This is a genomic window from Candidatus Poribacteria bacterium, from assembly GCA_021295715.1.
Classification (GTDB): Bacteria; Poribacteria; WGA-4E; order WGA-4E; family WGA-3G; genus WGA-3G.
Genome location: JAGWBV010000050.1, coordinates 1 through 16,881, shown reverse-complemented (window position 1 = coordinate 16,881; position 16,881 = coordinate 1). Strand labels below are relative to the sequence as shown.

Below are 16,881 nucleotides of genomic sequence, written 5' to 3'. Positions count from 1 at the left end.
GAGGATTCGGGTGTTGGGTATACGCGGGCTCCCCGCTACCTACAGTGGACTGGAAACTATCATGGGTGAACTCGCCCCCCGCTGGGTAGAAGCGGGTCATGAAGTTATCGTTTACTGTCGGAAGGCACTTTTCAAGGAGAGACCTGCGGAATGGAAGGGCATTAAGCTCGTTTATTTGCCAAGCATAGAGCATAAGATGTTCAGTACCCTGAGCCACAGTTTCCTCGCAACGATGCACGCTTCGGTTGCCGCATCTGATGTCATTTTGACATGGAACGCTGGCAATGGTCCGTTCGGATGGTTCTTCCGTATCGCAGGTAAAACCGCTGTTATCAACGTTGATGGAATGGAATGGCTCCGCCCAAAATGGAAAGGGATTGGTGCGGTTTACTTCAAGTGGGCGGCAAAGATGGCGACGGCTGCGTTTCCAATTGTTATTACCGATGCTTCTGAAATGAAGCGGCTCTATCTTGAAGAGTTAGGGGCAGAAACTACCTATATCGCTTATGGCGCGAACATTGAACCGTCGGAACATCCAGAAGTTCTGGACGCCTATGGGCTTGAACCCCGGAATTATTATCTTATTGCCAGTCGGCTCGTTCCAGATAACAATGCCGACCTCATTTTAGAGGCATTCGTTGCTGCAAAGAGCCAAAAACAACTCGCAATAGCCGGTGGAGCTGATTACAAAGGCAACAAACTCGAAAACGAATTTCTTTCGAAGTTAAAAAGCATTGCTAACGAGAACGTCAAGTTTCTCGGACATATTAATGATTCTAAACACATTAAAGAACTTCACCATCACTGCTTTGCCTACGTCCATGGACACCAATTCGGTGGCATTAATCCTTCTATTCTAAAGGCGTTAGGGTTTTCTAATTGTATTCTTGCACTGAATACGCCCTTCAACGATGAAGTGCTGGAAGGTGGGCGTTATGGAGTGCTTTTTGATAAAAACGTCGCGTCGCTCACAGAAAAAATTCAGATGTTGGAACAAAATCCTGAACAGGTTGAAGATTTCCGACAGCGCGCACCAGAACAGATCCGAAAACGATTTAATTGGGAAATCATAGCACAGCAATATCTTGATGTTTTTGAAAAACTCCAGCAGAACTAACTTTTATTGCCCTGAAAATTTTATGGGAGCAGTGCTATGCAAGTTAGTGTAACCTCGCAAACCTGCGCCTAACATTTGGATCGCGATAGAGGAATTAACCATGCCATTCCTATCAAGAAGCATAGACCAGATAGGAAAAGATGCAAGCGGAACGGGCTTGCAAGCTTCGCCAAAAATATCAAAAACAGGGACTCTTGTGGAACGACTCTCCTCTTTCTACGCAACGCGTGGCAAACATTTGTTTGATGCTATTGCTGCATTTTTCCTTATTATTATCTTTGCTCCTCTAATGGTGTTGATTGCCATTCTCATTAAGCTCACTTCACGCGGGGACGTCTTTTTCTCACACAAGCGAGTTGGTTTAAAAAACGAACTATTTATTATCCACAAGTTTCGGAGTCTCCATGTGGATACGCCTTCCTATTCCGAGAAACCCGGTGCAATTGATGACAAACGCATTACGCCGGTCGGCAAATGGCTCCGTAAAACGAGTTTGGATGAGTTGCCCCAGCTTTTCAATGTGCTAAAAGGTGAAATGAGTCTGGTGGGTCCGCGTCCAGAAATGCCTTTTCTTGCCGAGCATTATGAGTCGTGGGAAAATCAACGCCACCTCGTCCGTCCCGGGATGACAGGTCTCTGGCAGCTAAGTCCACATCGACAAGGATCAATCCGAGATGGCATCCCTGTTGATTTGAAGTACATTGAGAATCTATCTTTCTGGAACGATTTTAAAATACTCCTCCGAACCTTCAAAGTCTTTTGGGATAACAACACCTATTAACGCAATCATTTCTTCACGATTGGGTTTGAAAATCTGTGTGTTTTTTAACACGCAACTCTGAGCCCGTAATGTAATGGAGGGGTTTTTGCTTGGGTGTTTCTTCAGATTTAAGAAAGGTACTTCATTAGCAACTTTCCGCTATGACTCCGCAAGGTAAAATTAAAAAACTCGGTAGAATTCTGAAATGCAGTTTTCAACTGAAATGCCCTCGATGCGGTAAAGGCGCGCTGTTTCAAACATATTTCAGGATGTGCACCCATTGCGCAGTATGTGAATTGAAGTTTGAACGAGAATCCGGTTACTTTATCGGCGCGATGTACATTAACTACGGCGCGACAGTCCTTATCGCTTTTTCAAGCTATTTCCTATTTGAGGCGTTAACTTCTATTCCTTTCTACGTTAATTTAAGTGTGTGGGCACTCTTTTCAGCGATCTTCCCCGTTATCTTCTATCGTTATTCAAAAAGTATGTGGCTGAACTTTGACTATATCTTTTCATCCTAATACCAATGGATGGAGATTCTTGAAGTCCGTTAACTTCTGCTGATGTCGTTCACATTCATCGAAGACCCGATTTTCACAGGAATCCGCATAGCGATTAGCATATGGAGCTGGAAAATCGGAGCGAAAACCCAATCGTTAAAAAATTATCTCGTGAAAATCTGCCCGCGAGTGTATGAGCCTGCATCGGAAGCAAGGAACGTGAGTACCCGCGCGACACCTGCTGGATCACCAAGTGAGTTGCGGGCATTAGCGACCGCCGCATCTGGATCTTGTCCATCCCGCTTCGCCGATTCTGCGATCTGTCCGAGTTTAAGTGGGGTCGCAAGTCCGCCAGGACAGATAGTATGCATACGGATGTTCATTGACGCAACCTGATTTTCTACCGTCATTACAAGACCATTGACACCACCCTTGCTGGAAGCATAAGCAACCGAGGAACTACCACCGCGAACCCCGGCACCAGAGGCGATACACATAATAACACCACCGCCTCGTTTCATTATTGGGACAGCATGTTTGAGAGCAAAAAAAGTGCCTTTGAGATTCACGTCGATAACTGAATCAAAGGTTGCAGCTTCAAAATCATCGATGCGGACGCTCGGTCCACGCAGAACACCTGCGGAAGTTATCAAGAGGTCAATCCCACCGTATTCCCTATCAGCGGTTTCCATCAAATCCGCCACTTCCGTTTCGACGGTGACATCGGTACGTTGAAACTTAGCAATCCCATCTGCCTCACCGATTGTATCGAGTGTTTTCTGAGCACCTTCTTCATTGATGTCGCCGAAAACGACTTTCGCGCCTGCTTTAGCATATTCAATCGCCGTTGCAGCGCCAATACCAGTAGATGCCCCAGTAATCACAGCCACTTTATCGTTAAGTCGAATATCCATAGTTTGTCTCCTTGGCAATGGCGGAAATATTCTCCATATCATTAAATTCGATAGTGAAGATTATAGGTGGGATGTGTTGATAGTGCAAGTATTTTTGTCTTGACGCAACGGAAGACACATGTGAAGTTTACGACGTTGGATAGGAGATCGCCGCGGAGGTATCTAACTTTTAAACTGAAAACGGTACGGAATACGGAGACGCTGACTGACAACCTCTTTGCCCTGTTTCGCTGGCACGAATCGGGACGCTTTGAGTGCCGTAATTGCCGCTTCTTCACAGCCTAACCCACTAACCTCGATCACCTTGATAACTTTGATGTTTCTCGCTATACCATCTGTACCGATTGTCGCTTCAAGCACAACGAGTCCCTCCTTGTGGGAAAGGCGAGCAGATTCGGGATATATAGGGTCCACTTTACGAAAAAACCGGGCATCTTGTGTCGGTTCGTTCCGCAGTGCTGGAACTGATGGGAGTTCGGAGACTTCAGCACTCGCAATGACGGTTGGTGTCAATGTCCACTCTGGACGTGGTATCTGTTTGGAGGTCAGACGGATCGACTGTGAACCACGATCCGGAGCCCGAAGAGATAAACTACCCTGAAGCGTTTTCACACCGTCTATTCCAATTTCTATCGGTGTTGTCTGATGAACAGTCGAAACTGGGAGCGTATCAACAACGAGTTGTGTCTGGCTTTGTGGTGTGTGGGCGACTTCTGAAATCGTTTGGATACGCTGTGGCTGTGAACGAATGAAATCTATCTGTGTTAATGTTGGCACTTTGAGTTTCCGACGTGGTTCAAGCATAGGTTTTGTCTCTGGGAACGAGACGAATTCAGCGACAATTGCATCGCCATGTCTATCTACTGTGCCGATGATAGATAGTGCTGCAATTGCAACACCTATCAAGTGAACGCAGATAGATAAAGATAGAGACTTGTTCAGAAATTGGATAGACCTGTTCATAATTTAAACACCTATTCGCTGAGTTCGCATCGGTGAGTTGCGCTCAGCACGGCGGTCGTGTATATTTTACGAATTCGTTTCTGCAAACGGAACGAGTATTTACGCTAATTTAGCAAAATTCATGCCAATCTTCGCTAATTTGTAAAGAAACGAAAAAACTTGCAATTTTCCCGTATTTGTTGTAAAATTTTAAAATAGACAATTGAATCCATCGTGATAGGCAATCTCAGAATTAATGAGGAGGGATAATACCATGGAAGTGAGAATTGAATACTGCACCGCCTGAAACTACCAGCCACGGGCAGCCAGTTTGGCAGATGCCTTGAAGCAGAAATATGGTGCGGCGATTAAAACAGTCGATCTGATCCCTGGTAGTGGTGGAGCTTTTGAAGTCTCTGTGAACGGAACACTACTCTATTCTAAGTTAGAAACCGGACAATTTCCGACGACAGAGCAGATTACAACCGCAATGGACGCGGCGGCATAAATAGCGTCTTTGGAAAGGCGGAGGTGGTTATAGTGCGTGAGCTTATGGAGGCTTGCCGGACAAACCCTCCGTCTTTTTTTATGACTCTACCGCAATGATTGCGATCTTCCACCGGTCTGCTTGTTGAATCAGCATATCAGCATCCATCACAAAAGTTCGCCGCGCTTCCACTGCTAAAACACTCGCTTTAACTTGATGCAGCACCTTAAGTGTTTGCATCCCCACCGTCGGTACATCAATACGAAAATCGTGGTTCTCGGCGGCGGCTTTCGCAACAACGATTCCCTGCTTTCCCAAGTTTCCACCCCTCTGGATGGTAGCGTCTGTCCCCTCAATAGCTTCCATAGCAAGGACAATCTGATTTTTAACCACAACCGTTTGCCCGATATCCATGTTTGCTATCTGGCGAGCGATATTGATACCGAGTTCAATATCTGTCCATTGGCTCGCGGTCGGTTGTCGAGTTGTTAAAACGCTCGGTTGTGGAAGAAGGTGTTGGAGGTACTGATCTTGCGTGAGGATGGTAAGTCCAGCGGATTCGAGGTGGTTAAGTGCTGCGTTGACGATTACGGAAGGTTTTTCGCGTCGGTGCTGTACGAGAATTTTAAGGGTGGTCGTATCAATTTGAAAGGGTCGAAGGAGGATGTTTTTTTCGACTTTCCCGATGACTACTACCTCTTTCACGCCTGAGTTGAGAAGCGTTCGGGCGATCTTTTGAATCTGGCCCACGCCATACGTATGAAGTTCGCATTCGATTCCAGCAAAGCGTTGCGCATCAGACTTGGTGATTTGGATAATAACGGGTTGTCGTCCATGGGCAACAGCGGCACGTGCTAATAGCACTGGTAGTTCACCTGTGCCTGCAATAATACCCAATTTTTCCATTTTTTAAGTGTTCCTTACGGAGAAACGGCGGCCGTTTGAACCTTGAAGTGCGTTGCTCTGCGTATATCCGCCTGCGTGTTTTTGCTTGGGGTTTTTGATAGAGTGTTTCTGCGGATTTCTGCGTATTGTTGAAGGCTGCTGTCTTGGATAAACCCAAACCCGTAGTTCGTAATGAAATTAGGTTTCCTTAAATGGTATAATTTGTCTTTGCTTTACATTTGGAGAACGGATATACGGAAAGACACTTCATCCATCAAAACCGTCTGACCGAATCGCAAGGAACATTAAAAAAACGTACGATTCGGTTGACTAAACCCTATGCCACGTTTAGAGGTTTCTATAAATTTGAGTAAATATTCAACTTCCGGCGTAGACTCAAGTGCTTCTCTGACTCTGGTGACGGCATGCTTGAGTGGTAGTCCCGATCGGAACAAGATGCGAAACGCCTTCTTTAATGCCGCGAGTGTTTCAGGTGTGAGCTGTGATAAAGGGTTAATCCGTGAGGTTCGGATACCGATGCGGTTGAGATCCCGAACACGCGCCGGTTGTCCGGCGGAAAGAGCAAAAGGTGGTATATCCTGCACAATTTTTGAGAAACCCCCTGCCATTGCCATTTTGCCTACGCGCACGTATTGGTGCAGTGCCGCATGCGCCCCCAGTCGAACATCATCTTCAATCACGACATGCCCCGCAAGCGAGACAAAGTTTGCCATGATTATTCGGTTACCGACGATGGTATCGTGTGCGAGGTTAACCCAATTCATCAGCAAATTATTGTCTCCAACGATAGTTGCTTCCTCTTCAAAAGATGACCTGGAGATAGAGACGTATTCGCGGAGTATATTGCGGTTCCCAATTTTCACGTAACTTCGCCAACCCCCATACTTCAGATCTTTGGATTCGTTACCGATGGTAGCCCCGAAGAAGATTTTGCATTCTTCGCCAATAGTTGTCCATTTTTCGATCTGAACGTGCGGACCGATCACGGTACCGCGCCCTATATGGACATCTTCACCGACAAGACTGTAAGGTCCAATCTTAACCCCTTCTTCCAATGTTGCTTTTGGAGAGATAATAGCCGTAGGGTGAATGCTGGTTTCTAACACAGATGTCCCTCCGTTTATATTGGCAGTCGGCAGTCGGCAATCAGCCGTCGGCGGGCCCATTTTCGATTTTCTGAAACTCTCAAATCAAATAGGGAACTGCTGGTCGTTAGAAACCCTCTTTGCTGAAAGCTGAAAGCTGAAAGCCGAAAGCCATAAATCAGGCAGATGCCAATACGATTGACAGTTCTGCCTCTGTAGCGAGTTTGTCTTCTACGTAAACGCGTCCTTCAATGCGTGCAATTCTGCTTCGTAGTTGGGCGACTTCTATTTCCAATCGGAGTTGGTCCCCCGGAATGACTGCGCGTCGGAATGTTGCCTTGTTGATTGAGCGAAAATAACCAAGTTCACCTTCTTTACCGATGTCTCGAAGCACGAGCCATGCAGCGAGTTGTGCGAGTGCTTCGATTTGTAACACGCCTGGCATCACAGGGCGCGTCGGGAAATGTCCCTCAAAAATCGGTTCGTTATAAGTCACATTCTTGATGCCTACGGCGCGCTTTTTACTTTCGTATTCAATAACTCTATCGACCATGCACATAGGATGTCGGTGCGGTAACACTTCATAGATATCCATTACTTCGATCGGTTCTTGAACTGGTGCCTGCTGAAGGTGACCTGCCGCAGCGAGGGCTTGCACAAATTCCGCGTGGAACATGTGTCCAGTCCGCATCGCGAGAACATGTGCCTTTGGCATGTGTCCGGCTAAATAGAGATCGCCAATCAGATCAAGCATTTTATGTCGAACGAACTCGTCTTCAAACCGCAATGGTGTGCTGGATTCACCTGCGGCATTGATAACAAGGACGTTATCGTAGTTTGCGCCTTTTCCAATACCGAGTGCTTGTAGTGCTTCAATTTCATCTTCGAAACAGAAACTCCGCGCTGGCGCGATATCGGAAGCGTATGATTCTGGGGTTATATTGAATGTTGCTGTTTGTGGTTTCGTCTGCGGGTGTGCGTAAACAAATGTTACCTCTAACGCGTCGGAAGGTAGCAACACGAGTTGCTTATCCGCTACAGAAAGCGCAAACGGTTCTGTGACCTCAATAAACTTCCGTGGTACATCTTGTGGGACAAGTCCTACTGCTTGAACATTTTCCACGTATGGCACCGCACTCCCATCAAGCCCAGGCGGTTCCGACGCGTCAAGTTCCACTGTCGCGTTGTCAACGCCGAGACCACCGAGTGCTGAGAGGATGTGTTCAATGCTGCTAACAGTTGTATCACCGCTGCGTAAACTGGTACATCGAGGCAGAATATCTGCCCAGTTTTCCTGACATACCTTCACTTCTGGAACACCAGCGATATCCACCCGTCGAAAGACGATGCCGGAATCCGCGGGTGCTGGTTTCAAGGTTAATGTCACAGGTTCTCCTAACATTAACCCTTTTCCTGTCATTATTATTTCGCTTTGAATTGTTTGCTGTGAATCAGCTTTTGCCATGTGCTTTTATCACTTTCTGTGGCTTGAGTTTTAATCTTCTAAGTGAGAAGATGTATAGTTGTTATCAAACACACCTACTGCTTACGAGAAGCACGCCGCGTTTTTCGTATCATTCTATTATGTTCTGAAAGCGTCTTTGAAAAGTGGTGCTTTCCTTCGCCTATCGCTACGAAGTAGAGATAGGCTGTTTTTTCGGGACGCAGTGCAGCTACAATTGAATCAATACCTGGATTTGCAATGGGACCAGGGGGTAAACCCTTGTATCTATAGGTGTTATAAGGCGAATCCACCTGTAAATCGGCTTTCGTTAAGGGGCTTTCTGGGTTTCCTAAGGCATAAAGCACCGTCGGATCTGCCTGAAGTTTCCACTTTCGTGTGAGCCGGTTATGGAAGACACTTGAGATACGGGGACGTTCCAGTCGAAATTGTGCTTCTTTTTCAATGATAGAAGCAAGCGTTACGATTTCGTGACGGGTACGCCCTAAATTTTGTGCCTCCTCGTCAAATTTTTCCGTCCACTGCTGTTTAAATTCATCAAGCATCATCTCAACAACTTTCTCAGTTGTTGTGCCTTTTGCGAATTTGTACGTATTCGGAAAAAGATAGCCCTCTACAGTTTTGTCTGTAAGCCCATACTGCTCCAACAAATGCTGGGATTCAGAGGCTTTCCGAAATGCCTCGGCTGTGCCAAAACCGCTCGTTTCCCAAAGTTCAGCAATGGCGGATGTTGTTAAACCCTCTGGCACCGTCCAGCTAACCAGCGTAACCTGCCCCTTTTCAAATTCATCCAGTAGATCCCACAGTGCCATGTTCCGTCGTAACACATAGGTTCCAGCTTGTAGACGTTTACCAGTCCCTCTATATCGAACAGCTAAACGAAAGGCAAGTTCGCTGCGGATCAACTTTTGTTCAGTTAATCGCTTTGCTATTGTCCGAGAACTGCTCCCTGCTGGCACGTCAAAATTGACAATTTCCTCTGACGATGTAGGCGGTCGCGTCAGGGATACCCCTATCAACAGGATGATCAGGCAGAGAGCACCAAAACAGCAGAGCGTCAGTATACCTATCTTAATTGTTCGTGTTGTTGAGAGAGAGGTATCTTGATGACTTGGTGATTGGGCAGATGAAGAAAGACCGTTTGGGCTTTCTGAAGACCCTTCTGCTCTCGGTTCTCTTTGTGCAGGCTCCATGTATCTTTATAATTCTTTAAATGATAAGTCCTATAACTTGTGCTCCACTGCATTCCGATGCCCTTCCGCAGTATCTCTTTCCAGTAACCGGTGGGACCACGGTTTTTGCTGAGAACGCTATCCTACATTTCTTAGAAAAGACCATCATGAAGCAATGAGCATTTGACCCTTGGTTAGAAAATTGTTGGGCGTCCCTGGAACACCTTAGCATATCCGAATGGAAGATCAGGAATGCTCTGCAAATGCTGTCGGATCCATCTCTCGCTCGTTATTCAAATAGTCTGTGAGAATAATTACCGCTGCTACCTCATCAATAATTTCTTTTTGTGCTTTTGCGTCTTTGTTAAGTTCACGCAAAATATCTTCTGCTTCAGCGGTTGTAAAACGTTCATCCTGAAATTTGATCGGAATGTCGATGACGTGCTCCAAACGTTGTGCAAACTTCTGAGTCTTCTTCGCTTGCGTACCAATAGAACCATCGAGAGAGATAGGCAAGCCGATCACGACACATTCCACCTTGTGGATAGAAACGAGATCCGAGATAGCAATTAAATCAACCTGCCGATTTTTTCGGGTTAGCGTGCACAGTGGATGTGCCGCAACACCAAGCGAGTCACTGAGCGCAACACCAATCCGAGTATCACCGACATCTAATCCGAGTAAAATTGCCATAACCAATCCCTTTTATTACTTATCATGCCTCGCAGTGAGAGCAGTTAACAGTGATCAGCGAGAATAGCCGTCAGTCATCAGCGGTCAGTAACAAGAGGTTTCTGTTGAATGAAAACCTCTTCACTGAAAACTGAAAAGATTTTCGTAGAAAATTCGTCTGAAAACGAATGTAGTGAGCGTGCTGATAACTATTTAGAAGCGACCCGAACGCAAAATAGAGATTACCAATCCGAATCCAAAAAAGGTCGCAGTCAGATAGCCCATAATCCCAAGAAAAAACTTCCATTCCCAGATTTCAGCAACTTGTAAGATAATCGACGAACCTACAATCAATGAAGCAATGATAAGGCTAAAAGCGATCCGATTGACGACTCGGTCGAAAACTTTAATCACGGCTTCAAGACTTAGATGTTCAAGCTCAAATTTAAGAGAACCTCGTTGTAATTTTTGCAAAATGCGGTGCAGTTGAAGAGGCGTGTCGCGGACCAATTCCGTAAAATCTTCCATGGAATCTGCTATCTGCCGCTCCCACCGTTTACTTCCAAAATTTTGGAGGAGAAATTGTGCAATATACGGTTGGCTGAATTTCAAAATATCAAAATCAGGATGCAGTTTCATTACAACCGATTCAACCGTCGCGACCGTCTTGCCAAGCATTAAAAAGGCGGATGGCACATGAATTTGATGACGCAATGATGCATTGAAAATTTCGTGGATTACGTCGCCGAGACGAAGTCTACTCGGCGGCATATTGAAATGACGCTCTAAAAAATCGTTCATTTCTAACTTTAACGCTGCGATATCTGTTTCATCCCCCAAAATACCCATTCGGATGTAGCTTCTAACGACTGCATCTGCGTCTTTGGTTAAAACGGCACTCAGCCAATTGCAGATATGCCGCAGCATATCGTTACTTATCCTACCCACCATGCCGAAGTCTACCAGTCCGATCCGTCCATCCTCTAAAACGAAGATGTTTCCCGGATGCGGATCCGCGTGAAAAAATCCATCGCTCAGTACCTGTGTGTAGAACATTTCCACGAGCGTTTCTGCGAGTTCCACCCGATCGAACCCCATCTCATCCAATTGGGCGATCGCGTTGATTGGCACACCATCAATCCGTTCCAAAGTCAGAACACGACGATTCGTGAATTCCCAATAAACTCTGGGAATTTTTACCTTTGATGATGTCGCGAACCTCTGATGGAAAGCATCTGTGTTCGCGGCTTCGATTGTAAAATCGATCTCCTTCCGAATTGAGCGTGAGAATTCTCGGACAAGTTCAGTGGGTTTGAAGAGATGCATCTCTGGGTCTCGATTCTCAAGCCGTTCTGCTAATTCCATCAACAGGTTGAGGTCCGTCTGAATGATCGTTGCCACGCGTGGACGTTGGACTTTAACGACTACTGGCTCACCTGTCTCTAACGTTGCTGCGTGCACCTGTGCAATTGAAGCCGCCGCAAGTGGTTGTTCTTCATAGGTTAAGAAGACCTTCTCAAGCGGCAATTTGAATTCCTGTTCAATGGTGGTGCGAACCTCCGAGAAATCGAACGACTGTGCGTGTCGTTGCAATTTCTGGAACTCCGTGCTCCACGCCAATGCTTCTTCTTGTCCAACGAGCTCAGAGAGAATGTCCACTCGGGTGCTGAGAACTTGTCCTAATTTAACGAACGTTGGTCCCAACTCCTCAAACGCAAGCCGCAAACGCTCTGGAACAGATAGCGGTGTCCCTGAAGTGTTTTCATCTGAATCCTTTCTCGCCTTTCGGAAATCCCACCATCTTGATTTCTCGGAGTGGGTATCTTCTCTCGCCTTTCGTGTGAACATGCTTTTGAGTCTGAAACGACGTGTCCGTCCTCGCTCAAAAATTTGAGAGATGATATGTCCGAAGCCGTGTCTCGCAAGGATGCTAACGATCTCAGGCAGACGTTTCGCGCTTTTGAGTTTACGATTCAGATTCAGAATACGCATGAGGTTTTCGTCTCTTTATAAGTCTGACAATATCGCTCTTAGAAATTTTACACGAAAAATTGTGTGGAGTCAAGGAAAATTTCATGCGCACAAACATTCGTGAACATAATCATAAACCGAGGGCCCCAAACTCATGCCCGTAATGGAACTTCGATGCATTCACGCGATGCTTTTGATAACTGAAGTTGGGAAAAAAATGCAACCCCCATTGGGTTTTGCCGGTCTTCAGGGCCTTGGTCTCATCATAGACATAAACCCACGTGTCAAAGACGCGTTGGATAGATCCGATGAGGTGTGCGGCAACGGCATCTGCGTCCCATTTCCCTCGAGAAAGGAACTTTGGAAAAGACCAATATCGCGTCTGTGAAACACCCAACTGGTAAAGCTGTGTCAAGGTTCCCTCGCCTGTATGGATAATAAACCCATAGATGAACGCTTGGAACAGCACAAAGTTTTGTTGATTGAATAAATGTCGAAAATCCGATACAATACTTTCTAAGTGGAGAAGCAGGTGCATTTTTGCCTTCCTTTCAAAACACGGATATGTTTTATGAAAGGATACCTGCTTTTCTGCTTTCTCGCATCTTAATTCTTAAAATTGTCCAAACTTTAGTAAAGAACAGGAGATCAATGTCTAAGCATCAACTTTATTATGGCGATAATCTTGAAATTCTTCAGAAGTATGTTTCTGATGAAAGTATCAACCTGATTTATATTGATCCACCGTTTAACACGGGAAAACGCCAAAAGCGGACAGAGATCCAAGTAGAACCAGATGCCGATGGTGATCGGGTTGGCTTCCAAGGAAGGACATACCGCACCCGCAAAGGAAAGACCACGCACTACACTGATAGGTTTGAGAGTTCGGATGCCTATTTACAATTTTTGCGACCTCGTTTTGAAGAGGCGTATCGTGTGCTTCATCCGAACGGTAGTTTCTTCCTCCATATCGATTATCGTGAGGTGCATTATTGTAAAGTGATGCTTGATGAGATTTTCGGGCGAGAATCTTTCGTCAATGAGATTATTTGGGCTTACGATTACGGTGGGAGACCCAAGTCGAGGTGGCCCGCCAAACACGATAATATTTTATGGTATGCTAAAACGCCTGAGCACTACACCTTTAATTTCGATGAGATGGACAGAATTCCGTATATGGCACCTGGATTAGTCGGCAAAGCGAAGGCGGCGCGAGGTAAAACGCCAACCGATGTCTGGTGGCATACCATTGTTAGCACCAATGGTAATGAGAAGACGGGCTATCCAACACAGAAACCACTCGGGATTCTCAATCGTGTTGTCAAGGTGCATTCATCGTCCGGTGATACCCTTTTAGATTTTTTTGCTGGCAGCGGCACATTCGGTGAAGCTGCAGCACTACACGGCTGCTCCTCAATTTTAATCGATGATAATATGCCCGCAATCCGCCTAATCATGGATAGAATGGCTCGTTATGGTGTCGAACTCGTCAATACTGATTATGCGGCATTGTGCCAGCGTCAAATAAAATAACGGTATCTGATTTTCGCATTCCGTCCAAAAGTCAGAAATTTTTTCTTTCACTATCTTTTTGAAGGTCTGTGTTCTAATAAGAGTAAGTTCCACATTGTGACGATAGGTGCGAACGGGTCTGGATCTTGATAAAGATAGAAGTTTCCGCTTGATTTTCGTCGGTGAACTGGATATAATGAACGATGGAGGCGACGATAATGAAAACGCTTAAGGAAATTTCAGAACAGGTTCGAGAAAATATAAACCAATTTCTGGAAGCAGTGGACGGTGGCGAATCGATGCTTGATAAAATCATCGTTGACATGAAAGTGCGACTTGATGAGGCAAAAGATCTGGTAGCAATAGCAATCGCAGATGAAGAGACGCTCAAACGCGCCTATCAGGAGGCTGTTGATACTGCGAACGTATGGGATGAAAAAGCTGACGCTGCTTTACAGAATCAGGATATAGCACGTGCAAGCGAGGCACAACACCGCAGGCAACACTACCTGAACCTCGCAGATGGTTATGAACGTCAAATTGCTGCTCAGGCGGCAGTCGTAACGACCCTCAAAACAGCACTTCACGAATTTTATCAGCTGTTCCAAAGCACAGCGGAGCACGCTGAGAATCTATTCCACCGTCAGAAACAAGCAAAAACGCGCTCGGAACTCTATCAATTGATCGCGGCAGCGGAAAATGCGATCTCCACTGCTTTGGCGCGGTCTGAAGAAAAATTAAAAACAACGGAGAAAAAGGCAGAAATGTGGAAAAACCGAAATCGCAGTGATGCCGCTAATGTGAAAAAAGGTGCGGATAGTTCCAACCTCGACCAGTCTCTGGCAGAACTTAAAAGAGATGTCTTAGGCGATCGTTGTGAATAGCCTTTTTTAGTGGTCGTCAGAGGGACAGTTGCCGGTGCGGGTTGCTACGCAACCCTAAACTATAAACAAATGATTAAAACCTTAAGTTTGACGAAATATTTCGGTAAATTGTGTGCTGTGGATGCATTGACACTTTCGGTAGAGGCCGGTGAAATATTCGGGTTCCTTGGACCTAATGGAGCGGGAAAAACGACGACCATCAATATTCTCACCGGTTTGCTCCGTCCGACCTCTGGCACTGCAACCCTTGGCGGTTATGACATTCAGAAGCAGAGTTTACAGGCGAAAGCGATTCTTGGACTGATGCCCGATACGCCTCAACTGTATGAAGCATTGAGTGGTAAACAGTTTGTCCGGATGATATCGGACTTATATGAAGTGCCGCCGGGGCAAGCCGAAAATGAGATGGGTGTGCTACTTGAGCAACTCGAACTTACCGATGCTGCTGACGATCAAATCAAGGGATATTCTTACGGCATGCAAAAGAAAATCCTGCTCATCTCGGTCCTTGTGCATCATCCGCAAATTCTTTTCCTTGATGAACCGACTAGTGGCTTGGATCCGAGGAGTGCCCGCACTGTCAGGGAAATCTTGCGAGAACGTTGTGAGCAGGGATCTACTGTGTTTATGACGACACACATTCTGGAAATTGCCGAACGTATTTGCGATAGAGTTGGTATTATCAGTAAGGGGCAACTGATGGCTGTCGGGACCCTTGCGGAATTGCAGCAGAAACAGCAGGGGTGCCACGGACGACCTGTCAATGGCAGTCAGGACGGGACAGAGACGCTTGAGGATATTTTCCTCGATCTTACGGCAGAAGCCAATAGTTAAAAAATGTTAAAAAATGTGATAATTCTGCTAAGAGCGGATTTGCAAGGGTGGTTGAATGGTTTTAGGGGCGATCGGGAAGCGTGGCGGAAAGCCGCTTTAAAGGGCGTAGGCTATCTCGTCTTTATCGTTGCCCTATCGGTGTTAGGTAACTCCCTTTTCACGCATTTACGGCTTACTGAGGCAGAACCAACGCTTCTACTGGGTGTAATTAATGGGTTCATGGTCTTTGGGATTATCGTCGTTGCCAAGGAATTGATGGAGAGTTCGCTGAAAAATCTGTACGAAGCACCGGACACCACATTGTTACACGCGGCACCGGTTCAACCGGTCGCGATTTTCGGATATAAGCTCATTCATCTCACTATCACGCGCTTTCTGAGTATCCTCTGTTTTCTGGGACCTCCATGGGTAGCCTTCGGTCTGATATTTGAATTACCCTGGCATTTCTATGCCGTGCTATTTCCAGTGTGCTTGTGTCTTCTAATAATGATCGCCGGTTATGTCACCATCAGCGTGATGTTGATCGCACGTTTCTTTTCGTCTGGGTGGCTCCTCGCGACACTCAAGGTGCTCGGTACTGCAATCGGCGTAACGGTAGGTTTTCTGTTATCGTTGACACTGTTTTTCGAGTTTGAACCGATCCATATAAAGCAACTATTGCTCAATTGGGCTTCCGAGAGAACGACGGATGCGACGGCTTCGTGGTATCCGCACGAGTGGATTGGGAAACTTCTGTTGAGTTGGGTGACGGAATCCACAATAGGTGTTCGGTTGAGATGGGCATTGGGAGGTTTCGGCGGAAGTTTCGCCGCTGCCGGAGTGGCAACGCTTGTCGCACAACTGATTTATCAGCGCGGTTGGGAGAATATTCGGCAGTTGAAGGTTTCCAAGCGGAAACCCGTGCGGAGCACTATTGTCCCACAAGGCTCTATAGGCTTGCGCTCATCTAACGGATCGCGTTTGGAACGCATACGGCAGACGTTCGGACGTGGTAAGATGCGATCTATGATGCTAAAGGACTTTCTAATTTTCGTGAGGCACAGTGGACGGCTAATTGCTATTGTGATGCTTACACTGTTTCTGGTAATTCACATCGCTATCTTACTCGCGCAAGAGGGTAGTGCGGATACGAATGCTGGGCTGGTTCTCACTGTGCAGATAGTTCTTTATAGTATGCTTATTACCTATGGTATCAGTTGTAACGGTCTTCGAGATGAAGCAAAGACATGGTGGATGCTGAAAGCATCCCCTGTTACGCCGAAGTTAGTATTCACGAGTAAATTCCTGACTGCGCTTCTCTGCGCGTTGATTTATGCTGAATTCTGGTCTCTATTTGCTGTTTCCCTGTTGCGAATTCCAAGGGGGGCTTGGATGCCGGTGATACTAACGCCGATCTTAACGCTCCCGACAGCATGTGCCTTGAATACAGCGATTGGAACTTTGTCATGGATGGCGGAATTGACACATCAGCCGAAGCCGATCTTGCGGGTTTTAACGTTCACGGTGACGCTCATTATTGATGTGACACTTGTCCTCGCGCCGGTAATAGCGTGGTATACGGAAAGTGTTATTGCGTTTGTCGGGTTGGTAGTTCTCCTTGTAGGTGTATTCGGAATATCTTATAGATGGGGAGTCGGGAACCTCCGTAAGTTGTTGGTTG

Annotated in this window: 17 protein-coding genes; 8 read left to right on the top strand and 9 right to left on the bottom strand. The window is 46.2% G+C overall.

Features of this window, described 5'->3' with window-relative positions; translation table 11 throughout:
• The first annotated feature begins 10 nt into the window (after positions 1-10).
• The 3 genes from J4G07_13460 to J4G07_13450 all read left to right on the top strand — a co-directional run bounded on the left by J4G07_13460 (position 11) and on the right by J4G07_13450 (position 2,401).
• On the top strand, positions 11-1,117 hold the full coding sequence (locus J4G07_13460; protein ID MCE2415002.1) for a glycosyltransferase: 1,107 nt from the start codon (positions 11-13) through the stop codon (positions 1,115-1,117).
• A gap of 100 nt (positions 1,118-1,217) precedes the next feature.
• Entirely contained in the window at positions 1,218-1,898 is a 681-nt protein-coding gene (locus J4G07_13455) for a sugar transferase (protein MCE2415001.1), read from the top strand.
• 140 nt (positions 1,899-2,038) lie between these two features.
• The gene (locus J4G07_13450; GenBank protein MCE2415000.1) at positions 2,039-2,401 is read left to right on the top strand and encodes a DUF983 domain-containing protein; all 363 of its coding nucleotides are present in this window, start codon (positions 2,039-2,041) and stop codon (positions 2,399-2,401) included.
• A 143-nt stretch (positions 2,402-2,544) separates the two neighbouring features.
• Here the strand turns inward: J4G07_13450 and J4G07_13445 are convergent, their stop codons facing one another.
• Both J4G07_13445 and J4G07_13440 read right to left on the bottom strand, forming a co-directional pair.
• Positions 2,545-3,294 (bottom strand): SDR family NAD(P)-dependent oxidoreductase, encoded by a 750-nt coding sequence (locus J4G07_13445; GenBank protein MCE2414999.1) that lies wholly within the window; start codon positions 3,292-3,294, stop codon positions 2,545-2,547.
• A 162-nt stretch (positions 3,295-3,456) separates the two neighbouring features.
• On the bottom strand, positions 3,457-4,257 hold the full coding sequence (locus J4G07_13440) for a TonB family protein (GenBank protein MCE2414998.1): 801 nt from the start codon (positions 4,255-4,257) through the stop codon (positions 3,457-3,459).
• Positions 4,258-4,567: 310 nt separating this feature from the next.
• Here J4G07_13440 and J4G07_13435 point away from each other — a divergent pair, with 310 nt between their 5' ends.
• Positions 4,568-4,744 (top strand): Rdx family protein, encoded by a 177-nt coding sequence (locus tag J4G07_13435; GenBank protein ID MCE2414997.1) that lies wholly within the window; start codon positions 4,568-4,570, stop codon positions 4,742-4,744.
• 78 nt (positions 4,745-4,822) lie between these two features.
• Here the strand turns inward: J4G07_13435 and lpxI are convergent, their stop codons facing one another.
• The 7 genes from lpxI to J4G07_13400 all read right to left on the bottom strand — a co-directional run bounded on the left by lpxI (position 4,823) and on the right by J4G07_13400 (position 12,529).
• The gene (gene lpxI, locus J4G07_13430) at positions 4,823-5,629 is read right to left on the bottom strand and encodes a UDP-2,3-diacylglucosamine diphosphatase LpxI (GenBank protein ID MCE2414996.1); all 807 of its coding nucleotides are present in this window, start codon (positions 5,627-5,629) and stop codon (positions 4,823-4,825) included.
• A 284-nt stretch (positions 5,630-5,913) separates the two neighbouring features.
• Positions 5,914-6,795, bottom strand: coding sequence for an acyl-ACP--UDP-N-acetylglucosamine O-acyltransferase (gene lpxA, locus J4G07_13425; GenBank protein ID MCE2414995.1), 882 nt, complete (start codon positions 6,793-6,795; stop codon positions 5,914-5,916).
• A 97-nt stretch (positions 6,796-6,892) separates the two neighbouring features.
• Complete coding sequence (gene lpxC, locus J4G07_13420) at positions 6,893-8,179, bottom strand: UDP-3-O-[3-hydroxymyristoyl] N-acetylglucosamine deacetylase (protein MCE2414994.1); 1,287 nt, start codon at positions 8,177-8,179, stop codon at positions 6,893-6,895.
• Positions 8,180-8,253: 74 nt separating this feature from the next.
• The gene (gene mltG / locus J4G07_13415) at positions 8,254-9,369 is read right to left on the bottom strand and encodes an endolytic transglycosylase MltG (GenBank protein ID MCE2414993.1); all 1,116 of its coding nucleotides are present in this window, start codon (positions 9,367-9,369) and stop codon (positions 8,254-8,256) included.
• A 225-nt stretch (positions 9,370-9,594) separates the two neighbouring features.
• Positions 9,595-10,041, bottom strand: coding sequence for a Holliday junction resolvase RuvX (gene ruvX / locus J4G07_13410; protein MCE2414992.1), 447 nt, complete (start codon positions 10,039-10,041; stop codon positions 9,595-9,597).
• 192 nt (positions 10,042-10,233) lie between these two features.
• Positions 10,234-12,012, bottom strand: a complete 1,779-nt coding sequence (locus tag J4G07_13405) for an AarF/ABC1/UbiB kinase family protein (protein MCE2414991.1) — start codon at positions 12,010-12,012, stop codon at positions 10,234-10,236.
• Positions 12,013-12,121: 109 nt separating this feature from the next.
• Complete coding sequence (locus tag J4G07_13400) at positions 12,122-12,529, bottom strand: hypothetical protein (GenBank protein ID MCE2414990.1); 408 nt, start codon at positions 12,527-12,529, stop codon at positions 12,122-12,124.
• A gap of 113 nt (positions 12,530-12,642) precedes the next feature.
• Between J4G07_13400 and J4G07_13395 the strand changes: the two genes are divergently transcribed.
• The 4 genes from J4G07_13395 to J4G07_13380 all read left to right on the top strand — a co-directional run.
• Positions 12,643-13,524, top strand: coding sequence for a site-specific DNA-methyltransferase (locus J4G07_13395; protein MCE2414989.1), 882 nt, complete (start codon positions 12,643-12,645; stop codon positions 13,522-13,524).
• A gap of 197 nt (positions 13,525-13,721) precedes the next feature.
• On the top strand, positions 13,722-14,387 hold the full coding sequence (locus J4G07_13390) for a PspA/IM30 family protein (GenBank protein ID MCE2414988.1): 666 nt from the start codon (positions 13,722-13,724) through the stop codon (positions 14,385-14,387).
• A 69-nt stretch (positions 14,388-14,456) separates the two neighbouring features.
• Entirely contained in the window at positions 14,457-15,221 is a 765-nt protein-coding gene (locus J4G07_13385) for an ABC transporter ATP-binding protein (GenBank protein ID MCE2414987.1), read from the top strand.
• A gap of 3 nt (positions 15,222-15,224) precedes the next feature.
• On the top strand, positions 15,225-16,881 hold a 1,657-nt coding region (locus tag J4G07_13380; GenBank protein ID MCE2414986.1), incomplete at its 3' end, for a hypothetical protein.

Excerpts from the sequence above, each read along its gene's own strand:
- J4G07_13455 (MCE2415001.1), top strand. The coding sequence starts at position 1,218 with ATGCCATTCCTATCAAGAAGCATAGACCAGATAGGAAAAGATGCAAGC.
- J4G07_13450 (MCE2415000.1), top strand. The coding sequence starts at position 2,039 with ATGACTCCGCAAGGTAAAATTAAAAAACTCGGTAGAATTCTGAAATGC.
- J4G07_13445 (MCE2414999.1), bottom strand. The coding sequence starts at position 3,294 with ATGGATATTCGACTTAACGATAAAGTGGCTGTGATTACTGGGGCATCT.
- J4G07_13440 (MCE2414998.1), bottom strand. The coding sequence starts at position 4,257 with ATGAACAGGTCTATCCAATTTCTGAACAAGTCTCTATCTTTATCTATC.
- lpxI (MCE2414996.1), bottom strand. The coding sequence starts at position 5,629 with ATGGAAAAATTGGGTATTATTGCAGGCACAGGTGAACTACCAGTGCTA.
- lpxA (MCE2414995.1), bottom strand. The coding sequence starts at position 6,795 with ATGGGCCCGCCGACGGCTGATTGCCGACTGCCGACTGCCAATATAAAC.
- lpxC (MCE2414994.1), bottom strand. The coding sequence starts at position 8,179 with ATGGCAAAAGCTGATTCACAGCAAACAATTCAAAGCGAAATAATAATG.
- mltG (MCE2414993.1), bottom strand. The coding sequence starts at position 9,369 with ATGGAGCCTGCACAAAGAGAACCGAGAGCAGAAGGGTCTTCAGAAAGC.
- ruvX (MCE2414992.1), bottom strand. The coding sequence starts at position 10,041 with ATGGCAATTTTACTCGGATTAGATGTCGGTGATACTCGGATTGGTGTT.
- J4G07_13405 (MCE2414991.1), bottom strand. The coding sequence starts at position 12,012 with ATGCGTATTCTGAATCTGAATCGTAAACTCAAAAGCGCGAAACGTCTG.
- J4G07_13400 (MCE2414990.1), bottom strand. The coding sequence starts at position 12,529 with ATGCACCTGCTTCTCCACTTAGAAAGTATTGTATCGGATTTTCGACAT.
- J4G07_13395 (MCE2414989.1), top strand. The coding sequence starts at position 12,643 with ATGTCTAAGCATCAACTTTATTATGGCGATAATCTTGAAATTCTTCAG.
- J4G07_13390 (MCE2414988.1), top strand. The coding sequence starts at position 13,722 with ATGAAAACGCTTAAGGAAATTTCAGAACAGGTTCGAGAAAATATAAAC.
- J4G07_13385 (MCE2414987.1), top strand. The coding sequence starts at position 14,457 with ATGATTAAAACCTTAAGTTTGACGAAATATTTCGGTAAATTGTGTGCT.